Source organism: Roseibium sp. JB4-4 (assembly GCF_055693425.1).
In genome coordinates, this window is record NZ_CM146333.1 from 123,273 (window position 1) to 146,112 (window position 22,840).

The 22,840-nt window shown below is 53.4% G+C and carries 16 protein-coding genes and 2 pseudogenes; 7 read left to right on the plus strand and 11 right to left on the minus strand.

Features of this window, described 5'->3' with window-relative positions:
* Positions 1 to 134: 134 nt before the first annotated feature.
* Positions 135 to 428 (plus strand): annotated as a pseudogene (locus tag ACZ1HV_RS00695) (DNA alkylation repair protein); the annotation flags it as partial.
* Positions 429 to 676: 248 nt separating this feature from the next.
* Here the strand turns inward: ACZ1HV_RS00695 and ACZ1HV_RS00700 are convergent.
* Entirely contained in the window at positions 677 to 1,060 is a 384-nt protein-coding gene (locus tag ACZ1HV_RS00700) for a VOC family protein (RefSeq protein ID WP_472717013.1), read from the minus strand.
* 94 nt (positions 1,061 to 1,154) lie between these two features.
* Between ACZ1HV_RS00700 and cutA the strand changes: the two genes are divergently transcribed.
* Positions 1,155 to 1,472, plus strand: a complete 318-nt coding sequence (gene cutA / locus ACZ1HV_RS00705; protein ID WP_472717014.1) for a divalent-cation tolerance protein CutA — start codon at positions 1,155 to 1,157, stop codon at positions 1,470 to 1,472.
* A 65-nt stretch (positions 1,473 to 1,537) separates the two neighbouring features.
* Here the strand turns inward: cutA and ACZ1HV_RS00710 are convergent, their stop codons facing one another.
* From ACZ1HV_RS00710 to ACZ1HV_RS00755, 10 genes and pseudogenes are all read right to left on the minus strand, one after another.
* A complete protein-coding gene (locus ACZ1HV_RS00710; protein WP_472717015.1) occupies positions 1,538 to 2,884 on the minus strand; it encodes a serine hydrolase domain-containing protein in 1,347 nt (448 codons plus the stop codon).
* A 196-nt stretch (positions 2,885 to 3,080) separates the two neighbouring features.
* The gene (locus tag ACZ1HV_RS00715) at positions 3,081 to 4,913 is read right to left on the minus strand and encodes a TniQ family protein (RefSeq protein WP_472717016.1); all 1,833 of its coding nucleotides are present in this window, start codon (positions 4,911 to 4,913) and stop codon (positions 3,081 to 3,083) included.
* On the minus strand, positions 4,910 to 6,019 hold the full coding sequence (locus ACZ1HV_RS00720; RefSeq protein WP_472717017.1) for an ATP-binding protein: 1,110 nt from the start codon (positions 6,017 to 6,019) through the stop codon (positions 4,910 to 4,912). The genes ACZ1HV_RS00715 and ACZ1HV_RS00720 overlap by 4 nt, the downstream gene beginning before the upstream one ends.
* Positions 6,016 to 6,537: a hypothetical protein gene (locus tag ACZ1HV_RS00725; protein ID WP_472718512.1), complete on the minus strand. Its 522-nt coding sequence runs from the start codon at positions 6,535 to 6,537 to the stop codon at positions 6,016 to 6,018. The genes ACZ1HV_RS00720 and ACZ1HV_RS00725 overlap by 4 nt, the downstream gene beginning before the upstream one ends.
* Positions 6,538 to 6,549: 12 nt before the next feature.
* Positions 6,550 to 6,666: pseudogene (locus tag ACZ1HV_RS00730) on the minus strand (Mu transposase C-terminal domain-containing protein); the annotation flags it as partial.
* Between the two features lie 661 nt (positions 6,667 to 7,327).
* Entirely contained in the window at positions 7,328 to 7,945 is a 618-nt protein-coding gene (locus tag ACZ1HV_RS00735) for a hypothetical protein (RefSeq protein WP_472717018.1), read from the minus strand.
* 446 nt (positions 7,946 to 8,391) lie between these two features.
* On the minus strand, positions 8,392 to 9,342 hold the full coding sequence (locus ACZ1HV_RS00740) for a hypothetical protein (protein WP_472717019.1): 951 nt from the start codon (positions 9,340 to 9,342) through the stop codon (positions 8,392 to 8,394).
* A gap of 452 nt (positions 9,343 to 9,794) precedes the next feature.
* Positions 9,795 to 11,780 (minus strand): AAA family ATPase, encoded by a 1,986-nt coding sequence (locus tag ACZ1HV_RS00745; RefSeq protein ID WP_472717020.1) that lies wholly within the window; start codon positions 11,778 to 11,780, stop codon positions 9,795 to 9,797.
* 148 nt (positions 11,781 to 11,928) lie between these two features.
* Positions 11,929 to 12,255 (minus strand): hypothetical protein, encoded by a 327-nt coding sequence (locus tag ACZ1HV_RS00750; protein WP_472717021.1) that lies wholly within the window; start codon positions 12,253 to 12,255, stop codon positions 11,929 to 11,931.
* A gap of 174 nt (positions 12,256 to 12,429) precedes the next feature.
* Positions 12,430 to 12,951: a PIN domain-containing protein gene (locus ACZ1HV_RS00755; RefSeq protein ID WP_472717022.1), complete on the minus strand. Its 522-nt coding sequence runs from the start codon at positions 12,949 to 12,951 to the stop codon at positions 12,430 to 12,432.
* A 107-nt stretch (positions 12,952 to 13,058) separates the two neighbouring features.
* On the opposite strand from ACZ1HV_RS00755, the gene ACZ1HV_RS00760 reads away from it, so the two are divergent.
* The 5 genes from ACZ1HV_RS00760 (at position 13,059) to ACZ1HV_RS00780 (ending at position 22,754) form a co-directional block, all read left to right on the plus strand.
* Positions 13,059 to 13,523, plus strand: coding sequence for a hypothetical protein (locus ACZ1HV_RS00760; RefSeq protein ID WP_472717023.1), 465 nt, complete (start codon positions 13,059 to 13,061; stop codon positions 13,521 to 13,523).
* A 144-nt stretch (positions 13,524 to 13,667) separates the two neighbouring features.
* Positions 13,668 to 16,715 carry a BPTD_3080 family restriction endonuclease gene (locus ACZ1HV_RS00765; protein ID WP_472717024.1) on the plus strand — a complete coding sequence of 1,016 codons (3,048 nt, stop codon included), beginning with the start codon at positions 13,668 to 13,670 and terminating at the stop codon, positions 16,713 to 16,715.
* Positions 16,716 to 16,770: 55 nt separating this feature from the next.
* Positions 16,771 to 19,710, plus strand: a complete 2,940-nt coding sequence (locus ACZ1HV_RS00770; RefSeq protein WP_472717025.1) for a site-specific DNA-methyltransferase — start codon at positions 16,771 to 16,773, stop codon at positions 19,708 to 19,710.
* Between the two features lie 9 nt (positions 19,711 to 19,719).
* Positions 19,720 to 20,637 carry a type 1 periplasmic-binding domain-containing protein gene (locus ACZ1HV_RS00775; protein WP_472717026.1) on the plus strand — a complete coding sequence of 306 codons (918 nt, stop codon included), beginning with the start codon at positions 19,720 to 19,722 and terminating at the stop codon, positions 20,635 to 20,637.
* Positions 20,637 to 22,754, plus strand: a complete 2,118-nt coding sequence (locus tag ACZ1HV_RS00780) for a 3'-5' exonuclease (protein WP_472717027.1) — start codon at positions 20,637 to 20,639, stop codon at positions 22,752 to 22,754. The genes ACZ1HV_RS00775 and ACZ1HV_RS00780 overlap by 1 nt, the downstream gene beginning before the upstream one ends.
* Positions 22,755 to 22,840 lie beyond the last annotated feature (86 nt).

Here is a 22,840-nt window from a genome sequence, read left to right on the forward strand (position 1 = left end):
ACAGCAGAATTCTTCAACGCTCAGTCCACCAAAGGCCTGCCGCAGGACTAAAGCTATCTGTTGCTGCCTGAACCTGGTTTCTCGCTCAATTCTCTCGTCGTTGAACCGCTAGGGATACCGGCAATGACAGATGGTTACGTCGGGCAAGCGTCCTCCTTTTCACGCACAAGGTCGCCAAGTCAGGCTTATACAAAGACACCGCACTTCGATTCTGCAATGCATTGATCCATGATGATGAATACTTGGTACAAACTGGAGTTGGTTGGTGCCCGAGTGATCTCATAAGATGGCACAAAGAAGAGAGGTTTCCCTATGTCATTGATCTTCGACGTATGCGGCTAGCAGCAAGATCACGCATTACGCTCTGCGCGACGTCAAACGCAGCGCCGGGCCATTTTGCGACTGTAAAACTAATGCTGGCTGGCTGAAGCATCTGAAATGCCAGTATAGGTGCAAAGCACAACACTTGGAACTTTGGGATCAGAGTGGCTGTTTGCTGCAAATGATGCAAATGATGCAAACGCCCGCTTCAACGATGATACCGTCTTACTCGACCTTCATCGTGATCGGATCCTCGATCAGCAGTGTTTCACCCGTTCGAGATAGCGCACGAATGCTTCCAGGAAACCTTCGTAGAAAATATCTTCAACAATGTCCCAGACGTCGCGATTGTCCGTTACGATGCTATGGGTAAAGCCTCTCGAAAGAGAACTTCAACATTGTGCCCATCTGGGTCAAACACAAACGCGGCGTAGTAGCCAGGTGCATAGTGGTCCCGATAGCCGGGCTTACCGTTACAGATGCCGCCCGCGGCAATTGCGCCGTCATAGGCTTTCTGAACGGCTTCTTTATCCGGCGCTCTGAAACAAATATGAATTTTGGGTTGAGTCGGCGCGCCCTTAGTAATCAAAAAACGAACGATACCTTCACTTTCTATTCCAAGTTCGCCGATCTCCTCGTCGAGGAAGGCCACATGCGCACCGATTGCTTCGAAAATTGGAACATAGAACCGGTGGGCCGCTGAGAAATCGCCAACAGTGTACTCGACATGATCAAACATTGGGTCCTCCAGTAAAGTGCCAGTTCTCTTTTGATCGCTAAAATAGGCGGCTGTTAGGCTGCCATTGTGGGTTGGAAGCATTGGAGCAGCTACAATGATAATCAAGATTTGGGTTAACTGTCCTTCGGAAGACCTCGCGGACGAAATTGCGGAACAGCTTCTTGAGCGGCGCCTGATTGGCGCTGCGAACCGCTATGCCGCGATCACCAGCCGATATGTTTGGAAAGGAGAAATCATAACCGCACGGGAAATACCGCTGCTGCTGAAGTCGAGAAAAGATCTCTTTCCAAGAGTCGCCGACGCGATCTGCCGCATTCATCCATATGAAGCGCCGAGCATACTCTCGATCGAAATTGACCAAGCAAACGACGCGTATCTTGATTACATGATGGAAAACACGCATCGGGGTTGAGCTGGAAACGCTTCAGATAGTCGCTGTCGGACAGCTCTATCTAATCAAGGCGAATTGCAAATTCACTAATCTGATTGGTCTGTTACCGGGTTGGTCAACCTCAACTTGTCGACAAGTTCATCTATTCCCTTGGCATCAAAGACGTTTGTTGCTGCCACCAGAACAAGATCGTGTTCTGTAAGGATAACCAGTTTGGCATACCACATTGAATTTGAGCCGTTGTGCCAGATGTATGGTGTTTCTTTGTCGGTCCCAATGACCCAACCGAGACTGTAGTTTTCCGCCACGACCTTCCGCATTTCCTGGCAACTTGCGGCGGTCAAGAGGCTGTTGGGTTCTCCTTTGCACGCCGCGATTTGGGCTTGGCCCCAACGTAGCAGATCCTTCAGGTTCAGGTGGATTGTTCCTGCAGGACCAAGCCATGGAGGATTGTCCGTTATCTCCCCCTGTGGCGAGATCTTGCGCTTGAACAGAAAAAGATCGCGATGTCCCCAGGGTGCGCCTTCTTCGGAAGGAGCCCCAAACCCAAGCGACTTGAGACCGAGTGGTGACGCCAATTCCTCCAGCACAAGCTCTTCCCACGATCGTCCGCTCACTTCTTCCACGATGAAGCCTGCGAGCACGTATCCAAGATTGGAATAAAGATACGCATCCGATGGATTGGGAAGCGGACTGGTCCATAAGGGAGCAAGGACAGCCCGTCTCAGGCTGTGGAGGTTCTCATCTGATCGCTTGGTAAAGTCTGCCATCGGCGCATTTGCCTGCAAGCCGGATGTGTGCGACAGCAGTTGCCGAAGGGTGAGTCCTCTCCAATGCGCATGCATTTGCCCCTTATCTGTCGGCAGATAGGCCTCGATTGGTTCGTCAAGCGAGAGGATTTGGCGATCCACGAACCGCATTACCAGGGCGGCGGTGAAGGATTTCGTGATCGATCCGATATGCCACTGGGCATCAGCAGCCACAGGTCTACTGGTGTCTTTGTGAATGGGACCAAAGGTCATCGTGACTGGTGGCTCGCCAGTTTTCGCGTAGCCCACACCCAGAGCATAGCGCGGCGCTTCCGATGCGGCCTGCCTGGACAAGCTTTCAAAGTCATCTGCATGCGCACTGTCGATCCCAAAGGTGACAAGCAATGTCTTTGCTAGAGTGCGTAACATGTGATGCATTTGCGTACGGGACTGGGCGGTTGCAAGGTTGTCATGACGAAATTCGGCTGCGCCCTGATCAGGATGCACGACAAAAAAGGCAAATTGGGTTCTTTCTGCCAGTCCGCCCTCGGCTCCAGAACCGTCATCAACACCCTCGGATATAGTAAAACCCGCCCAATCGTCTCCGATGGGCGGGTTCCTTCGTCTGGGCGCCGGGAGCCGCGCTTGGCCAGTGGTAAAACCGGCCTGGGCCTGACGCGTCATTAATTCTCGCTCAGACCATTCAAAAAACGTCATTTATTCAATGGGTTAAAAATTGACGCGTCACGGGTGCTCATGAGTTGCGCGCACAAAGACTGCTCAGAATGCTGGTGTCTGGTTCTGGAATGATGGCAGACAAAAGAAAACCCCGGACCAGAAGGCCGGGGGCGATGAAACATCGAGCAGTTGATGGATTGGCTTAGGGAAGTTCGGACCTCCGGTAGAGCGATTGAAAGATGACGTCCGGATCAGCGACGGGTTGAACTCCAGCCTCCACCAGTCCTCTCTTAACATTGCGATGATGCTCTCCCGTTTCTTGAGATAGGGCGAACAGCGAAACATATTCGTTTTTGAAACGCCTGATTTCGTCGTTTCGAACGATCGGCTGCATCCATTTTGTGACCGGATTCTGAATGGTCTCGACTTTCAAGAAACCATGTTTGACAAGTGCCTTCACCGCCTTCGTGCTGGCGGGCAGAAGTCGTTCGACTTCTCTCAGGCTGTGGCCATCTTGGTTGGGCCCAGCTACCAGCGTTCGAACCTCTACGGTGTCAACCAGAATCGAAGCGAAGCCTTCTTTGCGGGGATCACGACTGACCCGTGCAAGCTTGCCTGCGAGAACCAGCTCAACGATGTCCATGACCGCACAACACGAGCGTTTGGCGGCTTTCGTGAACGGAACCATATTCGGCTCGTTTTGCAGCCCAGTATCCGCGTCCCGCATGAGCATCGCCAACAGCTCGTCGAGATCGCTTTTGAGGAACGCATGCGCACCCTTGCGCGTTCCTCCGGCTACGATTGGTTTGATGAGGCCTCTTTCAAGCAATCCGCGATCATGTGGACGCGGCACATTGAGGTATTCACGAGCCCTGACCAAGCTCATGGACTTTGAAAGGTCTGACAAGAAGGCATTGGCTTCTACGCTTGCGAATGTGACCTTATTGTCGGCAGGATTTTCAGCGCTCGGCTGAGTGATATTGGCCTGCTTCAAAACTCGGCGCATGCGTTTGGGATGGAGGCCGAACTCATTGGATGCGGAATACGCCGAGTGCATGCGTCTTTCTGGGAGTTCCTTGCCAAAAAGCACTTTTCCAGGTCCGAGCGGAAGCGTGTCCATGGCGTGCTCTGTAATAATCTCTCGAACCGGATCCAAGACCTCGTCTTTGGACCAATGAGCGAGCCATTCATACAGACGTCCATACATGGTCCGAAGACCTTGAGTGGAGCGTTTGTCCTTGAAGTTTGCCTGGAGTTCGTCAAGCAAGGCTCTGATACCTACGTCGCCCGTATCGACAATTGCAAAACCTTCAGCTTCACATTTCCAAGCCTCTTCATCGCTTAGTTGCTCAAGAAACACACGAGGGCCGTAAATCGCAACAGCGCCTGTTACAAATGCAAGTTGCAGGGCGGCATAGAGGGGTAAGGTATCGAGCCAGGAACCCGTTTCCTTTCCAGCCAACCGAGCTGCAATGTACAGTTCGAATTTTGACGGTGGACGAAGCACTGCCGTGTCTTGAAGCGACTGTAGAAGAGGCACTGCGTTGGCAATTACCCGTGAAGTGTCATGCAGATTTGAGGTTTCGTTGAGTTTACCGATCTCCGTCAGGGCCATACCGTGCCGGTCGCAGGTCCGTACCCCTCGAATTAGCCACATGCTGCGTCGATGTGGGCGGGCGTGAATGCGACAATCAAGTCGATCGATGTCCTCCGCCATGCATGCGGGGCACATTCGGATGCGGTTCCGTGTGAGGCTCTCTCTTCGCAAATCTTGCCCCTTGTGACGGAACCGCCGTTTGTGATCCGCACAAGTAAACGCCTCCCTCAAAAGGGGCCTGGAACTTACGCCGGCCAATTTTGAAAGAGCGCCGACAGCTTCAGCGCTGCCGTCGATGACACCTTGCGGATCGATGCTGAAATCTCGGCAAAATTCACGCAAGTCGTTTCTGAAGACCCTCGTGGCGAGCCTTGAGGTGAAGTCCGGTGGTGTTTCGTTTTCACCGACTTCCAATGTGAGAGACAGATTCAAGTTCATGCTCCTTTCGTGTGCCGCTTTTTCGGTTTGGTGACCCCGATTGGATTGCCGCTGTTGTCCAGCTCATCCTCATAAAGAGCGACCTCAACGGGGATAGCCGTCCAGTCTGATGCAAGAAACGGGTTCAGCTCATCGTCTGAAACTCCGGTTCGGATGGTATAGACATCCGCGAAGTGCCCAATGGTGAGTTCGCCTCCACCTTCCACCGCGAGACATTCTGCGATCGCGTCCTGGATGTATTCCACGATGATGCCGAATTGGTATGTTCCTGCGTGTAAGAGACGGTGTGCAAACGCTTCGCTCGTGAGGTTGCTGCATTCGACTGGCTTGCAGAGGTCGACCAACGTTTTCATCGTATCGAGTACCGCTGCGGCGTGATGCGCGAAAGACAGCGGTTCGAAATTAAGAACGCGGACACGGCGCCTCATGGATGCGTCGTCCTGGCAAAATCGTGCAAGGTTGGGCAGACCGGACAGGATCAGCCATACAGGCCAATCGACCTCTTGCATCATTCGCTTGAAGGTATTTTCGATCTCTTGCGCCATGGTGTCGTTGGCAATTTCGTCGCCATGCTGCGCTTCGTCGATATGGAGAATACGGATCCCGCTTTCTGCCATGAGCTCAAGCACCATGGGCCATACCTGGCTGTGCTTGATTTCCCGGTCTCCGACATAGCCTAGCGCCCTGACGATTACGTTTCCGAGCGCACCAAGAGTAAAAGGAGAAGGTGCAACGACCGAAAGCAAAGGGCACCATTCTCCTTCCTTCCCGAAGCCTTCAAATTCGGGCCTGTTTGTAAAGGCATGCGTCAGAGCACGGCTCTTGCCTGCTCCAGCCTTTCCGGTAACCAGCAGGGCACGACCACCACGGATCTGGGTTTTAGGGGCGGCCACACCGGGCTGACCACCAAGTTCCCGCAGCATTGAATCGAAAAGCCAGTTGATCTGCTCGTCGAGCTGTGCCTCGTAGGCCGTTGGGAGGTAAGCATCAAGCACGTCAGCCAATGCTTCGTTAGCCGCACAACGCTCGTCACTTTGGTTGGCAAGAATGCGGTCAATGAATGCGGCAGACTTGCTTGCCGCCAGTGAACTTTTCATCATTTTCATTTTTGATCCTTTCTCAAAAAGTCAGCACCCAGGGCTCGCCGCCGCCGTTTGGTCGAGGGTGGTTGGGTTGAGGGGGTTTCATCACTCCCCATTGATTGTTCGGGAGTGGATTCCGGCAGCTCCGACTCGTGCTTTTCGTCGTGATCTTCTGGTAATGTTGGAGCTACCATGCCTTCAAACGTTTGGCCTCGTTCCTCGGCGACGGTGTAGTTGAACTGCTCAGTCTGCTTTTGTTCGTAATTCTTGATTTCCTCATCAGAAACCGTCGAGGGACCAATGCCTTGGGCGGCCGCGGACAAACGTCCGGTTTCTCGCACGCGATTTAGAGCGCCGACAACAATATGCTTGCTGAATTTGGTCGCGTCAGCGTGGTGTCTCTTCAAAAGCGCCAGTGCTTCCATCCAAATGGCTGCCGGAACACCCTCCATGTCGATGTCACAATTCAGAGCAAACCATTTAGCTCCTGGATTATTCTCTGATACCCAGATCGTCCCGATGTTTTCGAGATCGGCCCGCATCCGAATGTCCTTCTGGTCGATTTTTCTGCGCAGCTTTGCAAGCTCCTCGGATCGATAAAACAAGCCAAGGAAACGAACACCACGATTCTGAATCCGCCTGTTGTCTGCAAAGCCGAATACCGTGCCCACGACCTCAGCCGGAGGAGGGGTAACACAAGGTCAATCTCGGAACGTTCGTTCCAGGCGTCGTTTGGCGTTTGATTGCCAAGGCCACCATGCCCAGTGTTGTGATAGATATCGACGATGTATTGCACCAATTGTCGACTAAGGGTCTCCACAAGGACATTCGCAACAGCGCCAGGGTCATAGTCACCCTTGTCTGAAATGTCGGAGAACGTGCGCCCCTGAAAGAACTGCATGAATTGGCTGTCGAGGGTACGGAAAAACCGTTCAATGACACCTCGTGCATCCGGATGACCTGCCGGGCCGATTTCGTTGCCGGAATTAATGTCACCAACAGCGCAGCGGAAGCGTTCGTTGATGAATTCAGAGCCGGAATCTGTTGCCACCGTTGTAGGCGTACAAGTGTGATTCCATGCGCGTTCGCAACCTGCTGCCTGGGAAATTTCCGTTTTGTCGCGGCAGACCAGCTCTAGAGTGTTTAGTGCGACTTGTGCACTCGCGTTCACCGACATCTTTGCGCCAAGAACGACCTTAGTTGCCTCATCGATAGCCACGCAGAGTGTCAAACGAAGCTTGCCGACCTTATCAATCAGCTTATCGTCCATCCCCACCCAGAATTCATGAGGGAGTTTCAGCGTCATGAGTTGGGTGCTCCAGCAGTCCACGACTACGCGTTGACCCGGATAGCGAGCCGATACAGAGCGCCCTCCCACTCGGTACTTGCGGCGAGCGTAGGCAGGGCCTTTACGGGCGTAATCAATCTCAAATTTGTCGAGTTTCCGAATTGCGCGCTCAAACGTGCTCTTGGAAGGGACTGGCAAGGGGGCAAGCCGTCTTTGGCACGTTGAGCATTGACGGCTGCAAAAGAAGGGCATTCTTTGGCTTGCAGCTGCACTTTACCTTGGTAATCGCGCTGTTTGTTTTCCTCTTCCAGCGTCCTGGAACCCACCATGAGCTGGTAGACAATAGCGATGGTGGGTCGGCTCCGATCAAGGTACTCGCGTACCCAGTCATTCATCAATGAAGCGGATTGGGGATTGGTGATCTTGGGCGCCCGAAAACCGACACGCCCTTTACGGTGATCCCGCAACGCGAGCACGTTCCACTCGTTTTGTTCAAGGAGGCGGATCCAACGTCGCACTGTTGACGGTGAAGGCACTTTGAAGCTGGATTTCTTCTTTCGCGCCAGAATTTTCCTGTCGCGGGGCTCCTTAGTTTTGGTTTGGTTGCGACCGCGTCCATAGGTTTCTTCTTCGTCGCCCACCCCAAAGACCAGTCGTGACATTACTTTCCGGATTGCACCCTCGAGCGCGCGGTCCGTAAGGCTGGTTTCGCCGTCAGCATGCATCTGAGTGATGTGTCGGCAGAGAAGCCAATAGAAGTCGAGTTCTTCCCTTTCATCGTCGGGAAGATCAATCGACGAAAGAAACTCCGGAAAACGGGAGAGACGCGGTTGGTTTTGCGCGCGGTTTTCCCGGAGACGGGGTTGAGTTTGCCGCCCTCAATCAGCTGTCGGAATTCGTCGTGCTCAAACGTCTGGAGCAATTCCGGATTTGCGATAGGCCTTGCAAATACCCATTCTTTATTTTGGCCTTCGTACTTGTAGAGAACTTCCTCTGGGTCGTTGATTGCGAAGACATAATTCTTTGGCAACCCAAACGTCGTGCGAACGGAGGTTCGGTAAAGTTCGCCATTAAAAATATTCATTTGTTTGTCCTTTCTAATTTGGTGTCAGGCGCGGGGGCGCCTGACGAAACACTGAAACGAGATCCGGGCGTCATCTCGAACTTCGAGCGCACCCTCGCGGATCAGTCTGACCGCGGCGTAGTATCCGTTTGCCCCCATACCCGCCGCCGCAACGAGATCGCGTACGCGGCACAATCCGTGGAGGCTGGCAATAAGCCCTGCGATCACTGCGTCTGAAGTTGCGCAGCTGAACTGAAGGGCGCGCAGGGCAAGTTCGGCATCGGCCACGTCGTCCTCGTGAATGTGCTCCTCAGTCCGGATCACATAAACGTCGGCGAAGTCGGTTCCGACCTGCTCTTTGATCAGCTGCTGAACCTCTTCAATTCCGGAGCTGACGACCCGATTTTTCAGCTTCACGTCGATGGCAACGCGCAGCCCATTTTTGTCCACTCGAAGCGCATCAAATGTGTGCCTTCCAATGCGCCCATCGGGCCAAAGGAACTCCACGGCGTGTGGTTGCTCGTGGTATTCAGCTGTCTCCTTGTCAGCCAAGGAGATGAGAGTTAGCCCGTACTCAGGCTTGCTCTCGTAGTTGAACAACCTGTTGCGAATGGGGTCCCAAACCGAGCCCCGATATGACCAAAGCGAACGCAGAGCGAACGATCTTGATGCACGGCTTGGCTCGGGCGGTGTCCAGGATTTGTCACCGCTCGAGTGCCCGTTATGTGTGAGCTCCTTTCGGCGGTCTCGCCGTTGCCCTCCCGTGGACGGGTAACTACTGCGTTCCTGAGCCAGCCTGGTCGGCATTCGTCCGGCAAAGTGAACCGGGGAATGGAGCAGTCGATTTTTACTTTCTTGCGCATGTCGAAATCCTTCTTGCTTGCCGTCAGGGACCGTTCCCGGTCTGAATGCGGCGGATATTCGACTGGCGAGTTGGCCTTCTGCGACGACGACTGCGCAGGCAGGCAATGGGCGTTTAACAATGTCATTCCACATGGCACAGGTCTCCCGTTCCCGCGCAAAGGCGGGTTAAATTCCAAACACTTGAGGCAGCGAGGTGCGGCAGCTGCAACAACGATCACGTTGCGAAGCAGATGACGCGAAACCCCATCGAAAATCGCAATGACCAGTCAGGGCATCACGAAAACGATTTTGAGCTCTAGAACGCGAGCGACACGCAAAATGCCGCGCACAGTTACTGTGTGCTCAACTCAGGCGTTTTGTATTGGGAGATCTTGAGCGGCTTCGCGGAGAGCCGATTTGATTTGCAAGTATGTCATGGTCGGCTGCCTCCTTTTTTTCCTGCCAGCCAGAGCTGGGGGTGAAGCCGAATTCGATCTTCAAAGGGCGAGTGCACCTCCGAAAATCGAGAGCCCGGTGTCTAACAAAAACATTCCGAATTGGGAAGCTGTGATGGGCCGCGGGATCTAAACTTGGGTAATGTCCGGTCAAGACTGTCCGCTCCATTTTAATAGTGTTGAATCTACGGATGGCGCTTTTCCTGGCGTTTCCCCTTTTAAGCGGGCAATCAGGTCGTCTTGATCAAGTCGGCCGAAATTTCGAAGATCCTCTGCGATTGTTTGCACCAGTTTCTTGTTTTGCTCCAAAACATCCCGCACTCGGCTCATCTGTGTCTTCAAAATGAGGTCGCAGGCATTGGCGAATTGGGTGTCGGACTGCACCAGCCTTTTCAGTTTGGACACGGTCAGCTCAGATCTAAAAACCAATTCTCCTGACAGGCCGGAGGACGCAATCAGTCGTGCCGCATCTAACGTTGCGTGTTCCAAATCCGATCCGGATACCAATCCAGAACTATCAGACGCTTCACCAAAGATGAGCCTTTCCGCCGCATATCCAGCAAGGAGGACCGCGATTTTGTCCTGATAGTCGCTTAAGACCCGGCAACCAGACTGATCGGCTGGAAACGCCGTGTGACCACCACTTTCGAACTGTTCGTCCTTGTCTGTCTGAAAACAGTCCCGAACAACGACTTCCGTGGCAATGATACCTTGGAACGCGTAGGCGGCCACGACGTGCCCTGTCTCGTGCACCGCAAATCGTTCCAATTCTGAAGGAGGAACATTTGCGAATTTCTCAGAAAGCATGTCGAGAACATGCCTTCCTTCCAGGGTGCCGCCTGTTCGCCTAGCTGCTCGTCGGCAATCGCGCGCTAACTTTTCCAGGTCTGCGCCGCTCCAGCCGTCAGTCAGGTGCCCAACCTCCCTAAGTACAGTCCCGGGGAGATCGGAATTCACGTGTTGGCTGAAAATGGTCTTCCTTGCCTGCTGATCTGGTAGAGGGATTTCGATGATCCGTTCCAGCCTCCCGGGTCTCAGGAAAGCTGGGTCAATGGTCTCCAGCCAATTGCATGCGGCTACAATGACGACTCCATCACGGTTTTCTGTGCCGTCCATCAACTGCAAGAGCCCGGTGATTACTTTGGTTGCATATTCGGGCGCGTGTGATGAAAGTGTCGCACGATTTCCAACGTCATCGAATTCATCGATAAACAAAATTGTCGGTGAGTTTTTGCGCGCTTCTCGGAAAACTCGACCAATTCCCTTCAACATGTCGCCGAGGTGTCCCAGGCCCTGCATTTTTGAGAGCGAGCACTCGACAAAATGCGCATTGCAGGTTTTTGCGAGCGAGCGGGCGTAGACAGTTTTTCCGGTTCCGGGTTTGCCAACCAAAAGGATGCCACGGTCTACATCTGACCAGGAAATTTTGGCTTGTTTCCAGTCTTTGAGATCGCGCGCCAGCTCCAATCCCCAACACTTGGCTTTCCCATAGCCAACCATGTCGCTCAAAGGAGTGATTTGGTTCCCGCTCGTTGATGCATGGATAACCGTGTCCTCGGTGTTCCTCAGAGCTTCAAGCACATTGATCGCGGCAGTAAACGATCGGTCACCACGAAACGCGGTGTTCAGATTGACGAGTTTGTCTGAAAGCAGTTCGCTGGCTTGCTGTTTGGTGACAACAAAACCTCGGGCCAGATACAACGCGGCAGCGATGTGTTCCGGTTCAGGTTGAATTCCTAAGACTACTTCCGCAATCCCTTCGAAGGGTGAGCTCATTGGATGTTTTGGGGTGCCTACGCCGATCAGGCGCTGGTGGTCAGCAACATCCCTGGCCAGTGAGTAAGCCTCAAACGGCCTTTTCCTGCGATAATTTGAACTGCCGTCATCATCGATAAAATAGTGGAAGTTCGGCAAGTCTTCCGGTTTCCAACGGGCGGGCACCTGCCAGCCTAATTCTTTTGCCAAAGCATCTTCATAGATGTCTGTATCAGTGTCATCGGGAATGTTGGCACCAATAATGTAAGAGGAGCGGGACCAATACTCGGGAGATTGCCGAAGTGCCTTGCGGACAGCCATGCGTGCAACCAATGTGCCGACTGAGTTAAGGGCCTTTGGTGAAAGATTCGAACGTTTCATTTGCATTCTCATAGACAAACGCATCCTGTCCGCGCGGGAGCGTTTTCCGCACGTTGACAATGTTGATGCTGGGATTGTGAGGCCGTCTTGGGCCGATGATCAGCGAAGTCGAGGACCGGGCATAACCCGGCGATCAGTTCTTGGGACTTCAGCCTCGTATTCGCCGACCTGACGAAAGGTGCATGTCGACGTGGCCGTCGAGCCGAAACCAGCCGCCAGGAAGAAGGGCCATCGAATGATCTTCGGAGAATGCAAAGGCGGGTTCGAGAATTGACCTGGAGTCAATCGACCCGATGATCGCGGGGAAGGGGACAAGCGTCTTGCTCCAGTCCCTTACAAGCGGAAATTCGGAATGTTCCAGCTCCGCGTTTTTACCGCTGGGTTTTAATGCTGTGAGGTTTTGAGCAATGACCGTAAGGGTTTCTGAGCTGAAGGCGAGATTACAAGTGGCAGTGTGACGTTGTTGAAATGTCATGACGATGGGTTTTCCGTAATGTCAGCTGATTGAGCCTGAGTGCCGAAGCAGGGCTGCCTGGCCTTGCTGGATCGAAGAAAGAGCAGTGATGTCTGGCTATTATCAGCCCTTCTATCTTCGATATTTCGGCTGAACTTATTGCGTGATGGCGGGTCATTTCGTTTTCCTTTCTCGTCAGTGGATTGTTGTTGCTGAAAGAGACGATGTGGGTGGTTCGTGGTCGATCGGATTGATCAGACCGGGGAGGGGGAAATGCCGATCGATCTGTTCGTAGGTCGACGTGTTCCGGGTAACCAAACACGATCCAGAAGCGATTGCCGAAGCAGCAATAGCCAGAGCCTGGCGGGGTCCAGGGGTCTTTGTTCGTGGATCGTTGATCCAAAGGTTTTTCAACGCGCTCTCGGATGTCATCTTGGCATGTATCCGGGAAGCCTCGAGAGTCATCGGAATGAACGGGAGTTTCGATTGCAAATCATCGAACCAGAGATCCAGATGATGGGCTTTTGAAGGATTTGTCCGGTGCAATCGGACGATGCCCCGCTGGATCTCCAGCGCGGCCCCGTACGGCAGGTGCAGGGTATGTTCCGGAACACGAGTTAACCAATTTCGGAGGCCTGCGTGCTGCTCGCACGAGTCCTTTGCGAATTCGCTTATTATAGATGTATCAAGAAGATAGCGTATTTTTGACGTGCTCATTCCGGTCTCCTGCGACTCGACGGGACCGGTTTTTCCGGATTAATCCGGACAAAAGGTTAACGAGATCGATGAAATTGTAAAAAATTACAATTGAGCGGATCGCTGACATGGAAAAAAGAGCCTCCAGAAAGAAGAAACAACAATCTCGTCGCACAATTTTAGCTGGAAACTGGCTGGGTGAGATTGTCGGTATCGGCTCCGTCCACTTCGGGCAGGAAGTTCAGGATGGACCACCCAGGCAATCAGTAGAGTTTTCATACGTCATCTTGTCTGCCTCGGTGAAACGCGAAGGCGACGATATTCTTTGGCCAGCTACGATTATGCTTATTGCACCAACCGTCATGAAGACTGCTGAATGCGATGCTGGCTACTTACATGAAGTAGATGGCATCCCCATGGTGAACATGTCCCTGAATGTCACGCGACCTCAGTTTTCTGACATGCTGTTAGCATTCGACCGAGGTCTGCCAAAGGACTTTCATTTCACCGTTGAGGTTGGGGATGAAGGAGTTTGGCCAATTCGGTCTTGGGGCATGACCACAAGGGACATTGGAGAGCCGCAACGGTTGTAGTTTACAGCGAAAGAGGATTTGGGAAGTATGGCAGCAGAGTGTTGAAAATTTTGATACTTCGCTGCGCGACAGTTGTATTGGTAGTTGCTCAAGCGTGTTGACTCATGCAACTCTTGATATTCAATAAATTGAGTCTCGTCTTGCATGTCAACGCCATCGTTTTACGAACAACCGATCCTCAACTCTCCGTATGAAGAACCCATGCTTCATCACGCACTTGATGAGGACGGGCAACCTTTGGATCAGCCCCCGATAAATGGGCGCCGCCGTTCTGAATTTCTGACCCCTGTTCCAAAGCCCAGGAAGAAAAGGCAACGGAAAGCTGCTGAACAGCAGACGATGACGTTTGAGGATGATACCGGGACTTCTTCCGAAGCCCAGGAATACAATCCGTCGCCGATCATCAATGAGATACGGCAGCACGTTGCCTCGTGGCGGAACCTTCCAAACGAACGCGACTGGAAGGTGGAGCCGCCAACCGCGCGTCTCCTGAACCATTGGCGGCACCATCAATTTCAGGGAATTCGGCCGTTCTTCTGTCAGGTTGAGGCCGTTGAAACCGTCATCTGGCTTATGGAAGTCGCCCGGAAAAATCCAGCTTACAAGAAGTACTGGGATCATATCCTTGGGGCTAACGAGCAGGCCAATCCCGAGCTACTTCGGCTTGCCATGAAGATGGCGACTGGCGCAGGCAAGACCACCGTAATGGCCATGCTGATCGCCTGGCAAACGATCAATGCGGTACGGAATCCGAACAGCAAGCTGTTCACACGCGGATTTCTCATTGTCGCCCCCGGGATAACCATCAGGGACAGACTTCGTGTCCTCCTGCCCAGCGACACGGAAAGCTATTACAAATCGCGGGAAATCGTGCCTGCGGACATGTTGGATGACATCAACAAGGCCAAGATCGTCATCACCAACTATCACGCCTTCCAACTCAAGGAGACGCTGGAAACCAATAAGGTCGGGAGATCCTTGTTGCAGGGGCGCGGTGAGGAAGTTCGAACCAAGGAAACTGAGGGGCAGATGGTCCGCCGCGTAGCGAAGGACCTCATGGGATTCAAGAATGTCGTCGTTATCAACGATGAAGCCCACCATTGTTATCGCGAAAAGCCTGGGAACGACGATCTTGATGACCTTAAAGGTGACGCAAAAAAAGAAGCCAAGCAGCAAAATGAATACGCGCGGCTCTGGATCAATGGCCTGGAGGCAGTCAAACGAAAATTGGGCGTGAGCGCCGTCTACGATTTGTCTGCAACACCGTTCTTCCTCGCTGGCTCAGGATATGCGGAAGGAACGTTGTTTCCCTGGGTGGTCAGCGACTTCTCTCTGATGGACGCGATCGAATGCGGCATCGTGAAGCTTCCGCGTGTTCCAGTCGCCGATAATATCCCGGGAGCTGATGTGCCAATCTTCCGAGATCTATGGACCCACATCGGCAAGGAAATGCCCAAAAAGGGGCGCGGCGCAGGCGGCGCGGATGCGGATCCGGAAGACCTGCCGGACAAGCTCAAGACCGCTCTGAATGCTCTCTACAAGCACTACGTCGAAACGGACGATGCTTGGAAACGGGCTGGTATCACGGTTCCCCCGGTTTTCATTGTTGTTTGCAACAACACGGCTACGTCTAAGCTTGTTTATGAATGGATTGCGGGCTGGGAACGGGTCAACGAAGACGGCGACAGTGTCTTCGAGCATCAGGGGTTTCTGGAACTCTTCCGCAATTATGATGAGCACGGCAACCGCCTGCCACGCCCCAACACGCTTCTGATCGATAGTGCTCAGCTTGAATCGGGTGAGGCGCTCGACAAGGACTTCCGCAAGATGGCGGAAGCGGAAATCGAGCAGTTCAAGCGGGAATTGGCGCAACGGTCCGGCGCTGGTGATGTTGGTGACATTTCAGATTCCGATCTGCTCCGCGAAGTGATGAATACGGTCGGCAAGAAGGACAAGCTTGGCGAGAAAGTGCGCTGCGTGGTTTCCGTTTCCATGTTGACTGAAGGCTGGGATACCAACACCGTTACCCATATTCTTGGCGTGCGTGCTTTTGGTACGCAGTTGCTCTGCGAACAGGTCGTTGGCCGCGGTCTTCGCCGTTACTCGTACGATCTGAATTCGGAAGGCCTGTTCGATGTCGAATATTCCGACATCATGGGCATCCCGTTCGATTTTACGGCCAAGCCTGTCGTGGCATCGCCGAAGGCGCCCAAAAAGACCACGCATGTCCATGCTGTGAAGGAGCGCGCTGATCTGGAGATCCAGTTCCCTCGAGTTGCTGGATACCGGATCGAACTCCCCGAGGAACGCCTCACCGCCAACTTTACAGACGATTCCAGCCTTGTCCTGACACCGGATATGGTCGGCCCCGGGGAAACACGTCTGGAAGGTATTGTCGGCGAAGGGGTGACCATTACTGTCGCTGATGCCAAGGCGAAGCGCCCAAGCACCATCGCCTTCGACCTTGCTGCCTATTTGATGCGGAAGTACTTCCGGGACGAAAATGGGGAGCCGAAGCTCCATCTCTTTGGCCAGCTCAAGAAGATTTCCCGGCAGTGGATCGATGGCGGATATCTCGTCTGCAAGGGAGAAACTGGCAAATGGATGCTGGAATATCGCAGCATTGCCGACCAGGCCTCCGAGCGGATCTACAACGCCATAGTCAGTTCCATCGGCGACAGGAACCTCGTCAAGGCAGTATTGGACCCCTACAATCCGAAAGGTTCAACACGGCATGTTTCCTTCAATTCCACCAAGGATCTCTGGACCACCGATGCGCGCAGGTGCCACATCAACCATGTGGTGCTCGACAGCGATTGGGAAGCGGAGTTTGCCCGGGTTGTTGAGGATCACCCCAAGGTTCTGTCCTACGTCAAGAACCAGGGCCTGAACCTGGAAGTGCCCTACAAGGACGGCTCTAACGCGCGAACGTATCTCCCCGATTTCATCGTGGTCATGGACGACGGCCGCGGTGCAGATGATCCCCTGTATCTGGTAGGTGAGGTAAAGGGGTACCGGGCGGAAAACGTGAAGCTGAAATCTGAGACCATGAAGACCCAGTGGATTCCGGGGGTGAACAATCTCGGGGCTTATGGCCGCTGGGCTTTCCGTGAATTTCAGGGTGTCTTCGATTTTGGCAAGGACCTGCAACAGGTGCTGGATGAGCATGCTGCGGCCGAGGCAGCCGAGTGATTCAGATGCAACTTTATATGATGACAGTGAAGCCACCGTTTGAGGAAACAAACTAATGGCAAAAAAGCCCAAATCCCCCAAACTGGTCGAAACACTCACCCACGATGAGGCGACGCGGAAGAACATCCCGACGGCGGAGCTCCAGTCGGTGGCCCAGAGGATGGAGGAACAGGATCCGTTTGCGCCTGTCCATTATCCTCGAGCAAGACCATTGGCCGAAGGGGCCATGCGCGAACGCGACGGGGATCTGGATCCGCAAATCGTCTGGAACGGAGTGACGATTTCCCTGACCAAGGAGCAGGTGGAACAGCTGGCGGAGACTGGCAAGATAGAACTGGGCGATTCTCAGCTCGTCTGGCGCGGCAAGGACACTCAGGACTGGTCCGATCTCGTCGTCACTGCTCCGCCGCTTTACATCCAGGAGAAGGTTCACCCCAAGGCGATCATTGATGATCTGAAGCGGCAGACCAAGGAACGGACGGACGCGCAATCGGACACGTTCGATCTCTTCGGCGATTTCAACGGCATCGATCCGGAGGCAAAGACAGAATTCTACCAGCACGACCAGCACTGGTCGAACCGGATGATCTTGGGGGACAGTCTTCAGGTTATGGCTAGTCTGGCCGAACGCGAACAATTGCGTGGCCAAGTGCAATGCATCTATTTCGACCCGCCCTACGGCATCAAGTTCAATTCCAACTGGCAGGTGTCCACCCAGTCGCGGGACGTGAAGGACGGCAAGCAGGACCAGATCACCCGGGAACCGGAACAAGTCAAAGCTTTCCGCGATACCTGGAAGGACGGCATCCACTCCTATCTGACCTACCTGCGGGATCGCCTGACTGTGATGCGGGACCTGTTAACTGAGTCGGGGTCAATTTTTGTCCAGATTGGCGATGAGAACGTTCACCGCGTTCGGGCCTTGTTAGATGAAGTGTTTGGTGAGGAGAATGCCGTATCACAAATCATATTCTTAAAAACTACTGGGACTGGGAGTGGATTGCTCGACAATTCATGTGACTACATACTTTGGTACTCAAAACAAAAAACCAAAGTTAAGTATCGACAGCAATTAGAAGCGAGGAAGCCCGAAGAAGAGGTCAATCTTCGATTCATCGAATTGGACGATGGGACCCGTCGAGCAATGTCGAGGGATGAATTTCTTAGAAAAACAGATCTACCTGACGGAGCTAAGATTTATCGTCCAAATCCTCTTACAAGCGCGCGAATAGCGCAAGGTGCAGACCTTCGCGAATACACTTTCGCGGGGCAAAAATTCACCCCCGGTGCAGGCACTTTCAAGACTAACAAGCACGGTTTAGACCAACTCCGAAAAGCAGATCGATTGCTAAAAGTTGGAAAGTCGCTCAATTTTTTGAGGTACTTTGATGACTTCCCCGTACGCCCACATTTCAATGTTTGGGACGATACCAGGACGGGCGGATTTGGCGATGATCGCTACTATGTCGTTCAAACCGTTCAAAAGGTTATTCAACGCTGCATCTTGATGGCCACCGACCCTGGCGACCTTGTTCTCGACCCCACCTGCGGTTCCGGCACGACCGCAACGGTCGCCGAACAATGGGGGCGCCGCTGGATTACCATTGACACATCGCGCGTGGCGCTGGCGCTTGCTCGCACGCGACTGATGTCCGCCCGATATCCCTATTACCATCTGGCTGACAGCGCCGAAGGCCGGGCGCAGGAACAAAAGGTCTCCGGTAAGATCCAGCCAGATGCGCCGACCAATAGCGATATTCGCCAAGGGTTTGTCTATGAACGTGCGCCGCATATCACCCTGAAATCCATCGCCAACAATGCTGAGATCGAAGTGATTTGGGAGAAATGGCAGGAAACCCTTGAGCCATTACGGCTGGAGTTGAACGACGCTCTTGGGACCAGTTTCGAGGAATGGGAGATCCCGCGCGAAGTAGCGGAAACCTGGTCGGAAAACATCAAGGGCTTGCATATAGCATGGTGGGATGCTCGCTTCGCTCGGCAGAAGGAAATCGACACGTCGATCGCCCAGAAGGCCGACGTGGAGATGCTGTACGACCGTCCATACGAGGATAAATCCAAGGTGCGCGTGGCAGGACCTTTCACCGTCGAAAGTCTGTCGCCGCACCGGGTGATCCCCGCCGACGAGGATGATGGTCAGCTACAGGCATTGCTGGACGTAAACGATCCGCAAGCCGTGCCACGTCATGCTCGCGACATACCCGCCCCGGAGCAAGACTTCGCCCAGATGATCTTGGAGAACCTCAAGTCGGCGGGTGTCCACCAGACGGCCAAGGAAGATCGGATTACTTTCGCTGCGATTGACCCATGGCCGGGCAACTATATCTGTGCCGATGGTCGCTACATGGAGGGCGAAACCCAGAAACGCGCTGGTATTTTTATCGGTCCCGAATTCGGGTCGATCACTCGTGCCGATCTGACCGCCGCTGCTCGGGAAGCCTATGATGCCCGCTTCGACGTGCTGATTGCCTGCGGCTTCAACTTCGACGCCCATACCTCCGAGTTCAACAAGCTGGGGCCCTTGCCGATCCTGAAGGCGAAGATGAACCCGGACCTGCACATGTCCGAGGAACTGAAGAACACTGGGGCGGGCAACCTCTTCGTCGTCTTCGGTGAGCCGGACATCGAATGGAAGTTCGACTACAATGGCGAGATTGTTGTCGAGGTGCTCGGCATCGACGTTTTCGATCCCAAGACGGGCGAAGTCCGCGCCTCCGGAAAGAATGACATTGCCGCCTGGTTCATCGACACGGATTACGACGAGGAGAGCTTCTTCGTCCGCCATGCCTATTTCATGGGCGCAAATGATCCCTACAAGTCCCTGAAAACAGCGCTCAAGGCCGAGATCGACCAGGAAGCCTGGGCGACCCTTTACCGGGATACGTCACGACCATTCAAACGCCCGGCATCGGGACGGTTCGCCGTCAAGGTGATCAATCACTTCGGGGACGAAGTGATGAAAGTGTTTGGGGTGTAGGTGGCTCAAATGTTCAATCTTCTTATCAGCGGAAATGAAGACAGATTTCATGGAGAGCCGTGGGTGCTTCAACGAAACCGGGCATTCGAATACACAGATCCTGTACATAGGCAAAGGTTGGAAGAGCTTGGTCAACAGCAGTTGGACGAGCTTTATGGAATGCCGACGGTGTTTGGATATGAAAATCCTGTCGGCCGGAATGCCAGGTTGGGAAAAATTGATCGAGTCAGGCTTCGGGGCAATGAGATTCGTATCGAATATACAATCATCCACGGGCTCCCGGAGATAAGTCCTGAACAACTTGCTGCTCTCTCGTGGGAATTAGACATCGAAGAATGGGAGCTCAATAGAACACATTGGGCAGTAAAAGATGTTGACCTTGCCAGTGAATCGCTGCGTGCTGGTTTGTTAACTGGAGAACAAATTCGCCAGCTACCACAAGAGTATAGAGGGCTGTTTGACGAAGCCCCTCCCGGTCTTCCAATTGCGGTTCAACCGACAATTTTCCGGATTCCAGATCAGCCAATCCAAGCCAACTTGGTCTCGGTTATGATTCCTTTTTCACCCCAATTTATGACAGTTTATGAAACGATCTCCAACACTGGAGAAGGCTTGGGATTACAGGTGCTTAATGCAAATCAAGTCTGGGAAGATTCGGAAATTATCCAAGATATTTTCTCGCTTATATATCGATCGGCCATAGTAATATGTGACTTCAGCGATCGAAATCCAAATGTGTTCTATGAAGCGGGGATTGCACACACTCTTGGTAAGCCTGTGGTGCCAATCGTTCAGCGAGTTAATGATGTTCCGTTTGACCTCCGTCATCATCGTCACATCCCATACCTCAACAATGAAGAGGGGCGACGAGCTCTTTCTGAGCAATTGAGGGGGCGTCTGCAAACCTTGATGGAGCGGGGAATGTAATGCAGTTCCTCATTGCCGATAGTTTTTCCAATGCCCTTTCCAAGCTGACGGCCCAGGAACAGAAGGCGGTGAAGATCACCGTTTTCGACCTTCAACAAGACCCGGCTTCTCCCGGGCTCAAGTTTCACCGGGTCGACAAATCGAAGGACCAGAATTTCTGGTCGATCCGGGTCAACCGGGATATCCGCATCATCGTTCACAAGACGGCGGGGAGCTTCCTGGTTTGCTATGTCGACCATCACGACGATGCCTATGCCTGGGCTGAGCGGCGCCGAATCGACACCCATCCGCGAACCGGAGCGGCACAGATCGTCGAGGTTCGCGAACGGGTCGAAGAAATTCCGGTGTTCGAATCCGTGCCTGGGTTTGCTGAAGAGCAAGTGTCACTGCCGCTTCCGGGCAAACCCGCGACTTTCCCTTTCGAATCTCTGAATGTCGAAGACATCCTCCAACTTGGCGTGCCTCAGGACTGGGTTGAAGACATCAAAGGGGCGACTGAGGATCGCTTCCTGGAGCTGGCTGTTCATCTACCTGGTGAAGCTTCTGAAGCACTCCTGGAGTACATTTCAACGGGTCTTGTGCCTCAGCTTGAAAGAGCTTCGTTTACCGGGACACCTTTCGAGCACCCTGATGCGCAACGACGTTTCCGGATCATGGAAAATGTCGAGGAGCTGCAAAGGGCACTGGAATACCCCTGGGAGAAATGGATCCTTTATCTCCATCCGGCTCAGCAAGGTGTTGTTGACCGGGACTTCAATGGCCCTGCAAGGGTGTCCGGATCCGCGGGTACTGGCAAGACCGTGGTCGCACTCCATCGAGCAATGCGGGTATTGCAAGAAGACGACGGCGCTCGTCTGTTGCTGACTACGTTTTCTGAGCCGCTTTCAAACAGCCTGGAACACAAGCTTGGAATGCTTATGAGTGGGCAGGATACAACCTCCCACCATGCGACCACACTCTCCTTCAAAGGTGTCGCAAAAGACCTCTTCACCTTGATCAAAGGACATGACCCGCGGCCGGCATCGCAAGATCATGTCAGGGCAGCCCTGAAAGCGGCAGCAGACGGGGTTGAAGGTGGACCCTATACCGAGCGGTTCCTGATGTCGGAATGGAACAATGTGATCGATGCCTGGCAGTTGGCGAGCCTTGAAGACTACAAGACGGTTCCGAGGCTTGGTCGAAAGAACCGTCTCGGATCAAAACAGCGGGAGAGGCTGTGGCCGATTTTTGAAGCGACACGAAGACAGCTGGAGACCCAGGGGCGTCTGACCTGGCCAATGGTGTTTGGCATGGTGGAAAGCCACTACGCCAAACAGGACAGAAAGCCGTTCACGCACATCGTTGTCGATGAAGCCCAGGATCTTGGTGTGCCGGAATTGAGAATGCTCGCCGCAATCTCCGAACAGGGTGCCAACCGTTTGTTTTTTGCAGGTGATCTTGGTCAGCGGATCTTCCAGGAGCCTTTTTCCTGGATGAAACTTGGGATCGATATACGGGGGCGCTCGAATACCCTGAAGGTGAATTATCGTACGTCCCATCAAATCCGGGAGACTGTCGACAGGCTCCTGCCAACATCTTTGCGCGATGTGGATGGCAATGAGGAAGAACGGACTGGAACTGTATCTGTCTTCAACGGCCCTCTCCCAGAAGTCCAGCTTGTACATACTACTGAAGCCGAGAAGAACGTCATATCCAGTTGGCTTCAGTCGCTGATTTCAGATGGAACTGCCCCGGAGGAAATAGGCGTGTTTGTCCGCAGTGAAGCCGAACTTCACCGAGCGAGAGCCGCTGTGCAATCTGCCGGATTGGAGGCTTTGGAGCTTTCCGAACGGGTTGAAGATCCAGCGGGTCGTGTTTCCATCGGAACAATGCACCTCGCAAAAGGGCTTGAGTTCAAAGGCGTTGCGGTCATGGCATGTGACGATGAAATTCTACCGCAACAGGCCCGAATTGAGACGGTTGGCGATGAAACGGAACTAGAAGAGGTCTTCGATACCGAACGCCATCTGTTTTATGTGGCTTGCACCCGGGCGAGAGATCGTTTGCTAGTAACCGGAGTGGAACCTGGGTCGGAGTTTCTGGAGGATTTGGAGTACTCCTCCACGAACCTGATTTAGGGCTCAATTACAGAATTCTGAATATTCGCTAGCGCAAGTCGCCACCTTTCTCCTTTGGAAGGTTCTGCAAGCAGATAGGTGAACTT

Excerpts from the sequence above, each read along its gene's own strand:
- ACZ1HV_RS00700 (WP_472717013.1), bottom strand. The coding sequence starts at position 1,060 with ATGTTTGATCATGTCGAGTACACTGTTGGCGATTTCTCAGCGGCCCAC.
- cutA (WP_472717014.1), top strand. The coding sequence starts at position 1,155 with ATGATAATCAAGATTTGGGTTAACTGTCCTTCGGAAGACCTCGCGGAC.
- ACZ1HV_RS00710 (WP_472717015.1), bottom strand. The coding sequence starts at position 2,884 with ATGACGCGTCAGGCCCAGGCCGGTTTTACCACTGGCCAAGCGCGGCTC.
- ACZ1HV_RS00715 (WP_472717016.1), bottom strand. The coding sequence starts at position 4,913 with ATGAACTTGAATCTGTCTCTCACATTGGAAGTCGGTGAAAACGAAACA.
- ACZ1HV_RS00720 (WP_472717017.1), bottom strand. The coding sequence starts at position 6,019 with ATGAAAATGATGAAAAGTTCACTGGCGGCAAGCAAGTCTGCCGCATTC.
- ACZ1HV_RS00725 (WP_472718512.1), bottom strand. The coding sequence starts at position 6,537 with ATGCGGGCCGATCTCGAAAACATCGGGACGATCTGGGTATCAGAGAAT.
- ACZ1HV_RS00735 (WP_472717018.1), bottom strand. The coding sequence starts at position 7,945 with ATGTCACGACTGGTCTTTGGGGTGGGCGACGAAGAAGAAACCTATGGA.
- ACZ1HV_RS00740 (WP_472717019.1), bottom strand. The coding sequence starts at position 9,342 with ATGTGGAATGACATTGTTAAACGCCCATTGCCTGCCTGCGCAGTCGTC.
- ACZ1HV_RS00745 (WP_472717020.1), bottom strand. The coding sequence starts at position 11,780 with ATGAAACGTTCGAATCTTTCACCAAAGGCCCTTAACTCAGTCGGCACA.
- ACZ1HV_RS00750 (WP_472717021.1), bottom strand. The coding sequence starts at position 12,255 with ATGACATTTCAACAACGTCACACTGCCACTTGTAATCTCGCCTTCAGC.
- ACZ1HV_RS00755 (WP_472717022.1), bottom strand. The coding sequence starts at position 12,951 with ATGAGCACGTCAAAAATACGCTATCTTCTTGATACATCTATAATAAGC.
- ACZ1HV_RS00760 (WP_472717023.1), top strand. The coding sequence starts at position 13,059 with ATGGAAAAAAGAGCCTCCAGAAAGAAGAAACAACAATCTCGTCGCACA.
- ACZ1HV_RS00765 (WP_472717024.1), top strand. The coding sequence starts at position 13,668 with ATGTCAACGCCATCGTTTTACGAACAACCGATCCTCAACTCTCCGTAT.
- ACZ1HV_RS00770 (WP_472717025.1), top strand. The coding sequence starts at position 16,771 with ATGGCAAAAAAGCCCAAATCCCCCAAACTGGTCGAAACACTCACCCAC.
- ACZ1HV_RS00775 (WP_472717026.1), top strand. The coding sequence starts at position 19,720 with ATGTTCAATCTTCTTATCAGCGGAAATGAAGACAGATTTCATGGAGAG.
- ACZ1HV_RS00780 (WP_472717027.1), top strand. The coding sequence starts at position 20,637 with ATGCAGTTCCTCATTGCCGATAGTTTTTCCAATGCCCTTTCCAAGCTG.